Raw genomic sequence first — 5262 nt, 5'->3', positions numbered from 1 at the left:
GCAAATGCGAACTCTCACTCCGCAAATGCGAACTCTCACTCCGCAAATGCGAACTCTCACTCCGCAAATGCGAACTCTCACTCCGCAAATGCGAACTCCGACAAGCTGAAAACCTTACCAGTAAAGGGTTCTAAAACGCTTCAGACTATTCAGACTTACTCAGACTTACTTCAGACTCTCTCAGAAGGACAGAGAGAGAGTTTTAAAAAGTTTTGTTTGAAGAAAATCGAAGAGAGCGGACTCAAGATAGCTAGCAAAGAAGCTTGGCTTAACAAACGTGGAGCTGAGTATTTAGCAGAATTCCAAGAAAGGTATTCCGAGGCTCTGGCTAATCCAGAAATAATTGCCCCAAAAATTGAGCCTTCTAAGCTAGTAGACATTCCTACTTTGAAAGCATGGTACGGAAGTGATTGGGAAGCAGCAGCAGCACATCATGGATATATTGTCCCGAATTCTCCAACGGTAGAAATTCAGGAGGAGCCTGAGCAAGTGGCATCTTCGGAAGTGGCGACTAAACCGATCGCTCCTGACAACACTCCACAAGAATCAACTTCCGCAATCGGTGCAAAGCATAAACAGTTCGCTGAGGGCGACAAAGTAGTTATCGCTGAAGTTGGCAACACTCATCAGGGTCAGGCAGGTAAAGTCATCGCTGTTAGGTCAGGTTCTAAAGGGGATGAATACAGAATCGCGCTGGATAACGAATCACATTTTGTTCGAGAACTGACTATCAACATTCCGAAGGGGTGCAAGTTTACTTATCTGATGAAGCTGTAGCAGTTCCCCGGTGTGGCTCAGGAAATACCTATATCCTGATGTACCGACAACGGTTCCAAGTCCTAGGTGGGGAAATGCTTCTTTCCCCGTCTAAACCCCTAGCGGGATTTTTACGACTGGCCGCTATTATCTTTTTCGTAGCCACAATTAAAAAGTCGGCCATCGGAAAAATAGCCGCCATGCCGTCCGCAAGGACACCCAAAACCGTGTGTCACGCGCTTGATTCCGTTTGAGGATTACTCCTATTGTCCGTTTATATAAATGGTTAGCAAAACTCTTGACATCCATTTATGGAAATGGTTAGATAGAGATGTCAACCATTTATGGAAACGGTAATGTCTAATAAAGCACGGAATACATCAGGCAAGTTTGCACCAAAATCTGACACTCCCCGCAAGATTCGTTCTGTTAATCTCACGGATGAGGCTTGGCAGTGGTTGGCTGATGTAGCGACACAATCAGGCGTATCGCGTAACGACTATCTAGAGGCAATGGCAGAGGGCAGTATTCCATTTATGGAAACGGTAGATTCTAAGATTTCACCGCTTATGGAAACGGCAAAAACTGAAATAAAAATAGATAGTGCCAACACAGCACAACAACCAGATAGTCAGATTTCTCCGTTTATGGAAACGGTAGAAGTTGTATCAGAGTCACACAAACAAGAGGAAGACACCAGGGCTGAATATAATGCTTTGCTAGAATCCAGTACCCACATCACCAATAAACTCAGAGAAGATGTGGCAAAATTGCGATCACAACTCGAAACGGAACGCGCCGATCGGGAGGAAATTGAAACGCAACTCTCCGAGCTAAAGCAAAATTCTGCTCCGGCCGCCACGCTTTCCGAAAAACTAACACCCGACGCGGCCATAATTCTCAGTAAGCTCCGAGCCAAGCGGAAAAAGTCTAAGGTGGAACTGGCAGATGTTGAAGCGCTCTTGGAACTGCTCGACGAAAGCTGAGGTGACAAAACTTTACCAGCCACCCTTGACACGTGGCTGGGAAACTGCGATCGTAAGTTTAAGGAAGATTGATGCGCGATAGCCCAGTGTTGGCACACTGAACTACTCACGACTTCCCCAAACCGTTCTATTACAACGTTTGGAGCTCAAAAATTATGACACAGGATGTCGATCGCAATTTCCATGCGATCGCAACTCGTAATACTGATGCGATCGGATTTGGTAGCGGTCGGCGTCGGATTGATTGTTTAAAACAATTGGCTTATGACTGCGGACTGACCAACGACCAAGCCCGCAGCTTTGGAAAACTCACAGCGACTAGCACTTGGGAGAAACTGCTACTCGCACACGGGTTAGAGTTTGAACCGAGAATTGAAACTAGTTCTGACACAGTAGCGTCCGTCAACCAGGAAAAGGGCCGCCAGATAAACCTGCTGGAGTGGGTAGATTTTGGGCAAGCCCTTGCTCTAGCTCTTGCATCGGTTGGCTTTGCTTTGCTGGTTTTGGGAATGTTCCCCCGTATCAATCCGCTTAATTTACTCCCGGTAAAAATTACAATTCAGGTAGGTAAATAATGAGCTTACAACTCCGACTATTTGGCGGCGTTCAATCTGACGTGCCTAAAAATGGTGGCTCCCTTGTCGTAAATGATGGCGGCCACAGCATCGACAAATCAAAAGTCCTTACCAGCACTGATGAGCAAGCCTTAAGCCCGATGAATCCCGGTAGCTTTGCCAGCATTCGTTCTGTGCCAGTCATCGACACTCCCCGCTATGCCTCCAAAGATGAAGCGGTAGCAATGGAAAATTTAGCTAAGGAGAAAGTAAAGGGGGCGAAATACGCCAAACGTCTCTACGGCGCTGCTTTGACGATTGATGGCGCTGATACCAAGGTGCATAAAGAGCATCAAAAATACAAAGGTGGCATCGCCAAAAACGAACTCAAGAAAATCAAGGCGAGTACCACGTATGCAACGGGTTTACACCAATTGCGGGAAGGGTACGCAAAGCAGGGTGTAAGGCTTGATAACGCTGATACCAAAGCACGGGCGGGGATTGATGCGATTAAAGCCAAGCTAACGGGAGGGACTAACTGATGGCTCGCATCTATGACTACTATCCCAACGATAAATTCCCAGTGGACAATTTAGCTATTAGTATCGCACTTTTGCGAGGGGCAAAAATTAGAGCACGGGGACAATCTAATTTAACTAAACCCAACCAGCAATTGATGAACAAAGCTAGCGCTGCCATTGATGAAGCTGTACAAACGCTTGAAGCTCTACGGGTTGCGCTGTTAGGAGGCTCAAGATAATGAGAGCGATGTATCTGGCTAATTACTTCGTTGCTGGGTGCGTCGCTTTCTCACTCCTGGGGTGGGTAGCGAGTTTGCATCCGATCGCACTTCGAGGTGTTTTGTGTCTGCTGGGAGCGATTGCCATCGCCTGGGGTCTGAGCTGGCTGCTGGATTTCTCACTGAGCAAGTTACTCAAGATTTCAGTCGCTGACTTGCAAGCTCTGCTGATTGGTGGTTTTGCAATGCTGTTGATAGGTCTGGGGGTGTTTTTATGCACTTAAAACTGTTTGTGCTTAGTGCGTCCTCTGTTGCCCTCTGGATTGCACCACTAGCAGCACTAGACAAAACACTAGACATTCACAAAGCATTGCAAGGGGTAAGTCTGGGGGCTGCGATTGCTTGTGCTGTGACTGCTGGTAACATTGCCCGCAAACAAGCTGAGCAAGACGAAATTGAAGAAATTAAAACCAGGGCAATTAAGGCTGACATTGTTGATGAGATAAGTACATCTGCTTATGTTTCTCAGACTCAACGACAGCAGGAAGCAGAACAAATTTTGAACGGTGAGGGAGAGTGTTCAGAGGATGTTCAAAGGCTAGAACGTGCGCTGGCTTTGAAATACAACGAAGACGAACCAAATTGTTCGGAACATCCAAAACAGCTAGCTGAATCCGAGCAAAACGGAACATCGAACGAAGATGTTCAACGCGCTGAACGCATACTCGAACTCAGGACGAAAGGTTGGGGCAAGTTAAAAATCATCCTTGAAATTTGGGGGCTGACTAGAGGGGGCGGGTCAAAATACAAGGCTGCTGAGGCTGAATATCATCGTGTTATTGATGGAGTGGAAAATGCTTAAAAGGAAAACATCGGCTAAACGAGTGCTATAATTGAAACCAAAGCATTCCCACGAAATTGAATAAAAGAATGAATCGTGGGCCGGGGGGAGCAGGCGGGCTATGCCCCGCCCCCCCGGCCACGCCGACCGGGATGCGTGATACCCGGTAAACTCCCCAAAAAAAAACATATCTGGTATACTGTGATACCCGGTAAACTCCCCAAAAAAAAACATATCTGGTATACTGTCAACCCTCCCAAAAACTGGGAAGTGTAGACACCAGTGTAGACACCTTAGAATTACCAACTAGCAAAAATAAGGAAGATGAGTAGCTTAGAACGCTATATCCTAAAAATATGGAGGATTTAAATTTTTGCATCAAATTTGTTGAACACAATGTCCGTGTCTTGACGACACCAGGGCAACCGATGTTCGAGTGTTATGCTGCTATATTTTGGGCTCAGCAGCCAGTGATAATGGCGATGCCAATAATCCCGATGCCGCCCGCATTGTTAAAAACGCTTGTTCTGCATGGCTTCTCCAAAAAAGATTTTGATTTTTGGACTTGTGTGGTCAGATTAATGACCCAGTATATCGGCAAAGAAATCAAGGCTATGCTACGAGCTTGCCTCCGAACCCACTTTTTTGAGCTATTAGTCGAGATTTTTTCTTGGGTCATAGATGCGCTTACCGCTCTTAAAACTGAACCCTGCAAAATTGAGACTAGCCGCGACCCGCCCAAAATCTTTATTCCTATCCCAAAGATTGAATCGAATAGCTGTGCTCGCAGTGACTTATCCGCTCGCTTAATTTTCTAGCGAGCTGTTCCACCCTGTGCTCAAACTTTTTTTAAACTACAAACGCCAAAAACCGCTGCTTTCTATTGGAACAGGCAACAGCGGCTCTGGCAGTAAAGCTCGTCTTTTAGGGCGAGTTCACATTCATGACTTATCATACTGCAATCAACGGTCAAAATTCCACCACTGATGTAAACCTGGTCAAAGTAGATTATTTACGCCCAGAACCTCAAGAGAAAGAGCTTTACATTCAAATTAGAGATGGCGTTGCAGACCAAATTATAAAGCGCGGTCTGAGCAGGGCTGAATCCAAACTTTTCTTCTACTTACTTAAACTCGTCCGTTTTGGAGACAGGCCGGCAAAGGTCAAGGTTGCTGAAATTTTGCTCGGTGCTGGAATCGGGAAAACTGCTTACCATGCCGCCATTCTCAAATTTGAGAAGATGGGCTGGTTTGGCTTCACACACTCGGACGTTGAAATTAGTAATTTTTGTACGCCTACAAAAAAGTCCGCAAATGCGAACTCTCACTCCGCAAATGCGAACTCTCACTCCGCAAATGCGAACTCTCACTCCGCAAATGCGAACTC

General features: G+C 46.2%; 9 protein-coding genes. All 9 read left to right on the top strand.

Translation table 11 applies throughout. The features are described 5' to 3' along the window. Positions 1-216: 216 nt before the first annotated feature. Positions 217-777: a hypothetical protein gene (locus QUB37_RS29075; protein ID WP_333168653.1), complete on the top strand. Its 561-nt coding sequence runs from the start codon at positions 217-219 to the stop codon at positions 775-777. A 335-nt stretch (positions 778-1112) separates the two neighbouring features. After that, positions 1113-1742 carry a hypothetical protein gene (locus QUB37_RS29070; RefSeq protein ID WP_333168651.1) on the top strand — a complete coding sequence of 210 codons (630 nt, stop codon included), beginning with the start codon at positions 1113-1115 and terminating at the stop codon, positions 1740-1742. Positions 1743-1897: 155 nt separating this feature from the next. Then, positions 1898-2317: a hypothetical protein gene (locus tag QUB37_RS29065; RefSeq protein ID WP_333168649.1), complete on the top strand. Its 420-nt coding sequence runs from the start codon at positions 1898-1900 to the stop codon at positions 2315-2317. After that, complete coding sequence (locus QUB37_RS29060) at positions 2317-2838, top strand: hypothetical protein (protein ID WP_333168647.1); 522 nt, start codon at positions 2317-2319, stop codon at positions 2836-2838. The genes QUB37_RS29065 and QUB37_RS29060 overlap by 1 nt, the downstream gene beginning before the upstream one ends. After that, a complete protein-coding gene (locus QUB37_RS29055; RefSeq protein ID WP_333168646.1) occupies positions 2838-3056 on the top strand; it encodes a hypothetical protein in 219 nt (72 codons plus the stop codon). Before QUB37_RS29060 ends, QUB37_RS29055 begins: the two co-directional genes overlap by 1 nt. Further along, the gene (locus QUB37_RS29050; protein WP_333168644.1) at positions 3056-3319 is read left to right on the top strand and encodes a hypothetical protein; all 264 of its coding nucleotides are present in this window, start codon (positions 3056-3058) and stop codon (positions 3317-3319) included. The genes QUB37_RS29055 and QUB37_RS29050 overlap by 1 nt, the downstream gene beginning before the upstream one ends. Next, positions 3310-3897: a hypothetical protein gene (locus QUB37_RS29045; protein ID WP_333168643.1), complete on the top strand. Its 588-nt coding sequence runs from the start codon at positions 3310-3312 to the stop codon at positions 3895-3897. Before QUB37_RS29050 ends, QUB37_RS29045 begins: the two co-directional genes overlap by 10 nt. Before the next feature lie 335 nt (positions 3898-4232). After that, positions 4233-4694: a hypothetical protein gene (locus tag QUB37_RS29040; RefSeq protein ID WP_333168641.1), complete on the top strand. Its 462-nt coding sequence runs from the start codon at positions 4233-4235 to the stop codon at positions 4692-4694. 125 nt (positions 4695-4819) lie between these two features. Further along, positions 4820-5262: hypothetical protein (locus tag QUB37_RS29035; RefSeq protein ID WP_333168639.1), on the top strand; the 443-nt coding region annotated here is incomplete at its 3' end.

Origin of the sequence: Microcoleus sp. AT3-A2 (assembly GCF_036705685.1) — a bacterium.
In the GTDB taxonomy this organism is placed as follows: Bacteria; Cyanobacteriota; Cyanobacteriia; order Cyanobacteriales; family Microcoleaceae; genus Microcoleus.
This window is presented reverse-complemented; position numbering and strand designations above follow the sequence as displayed.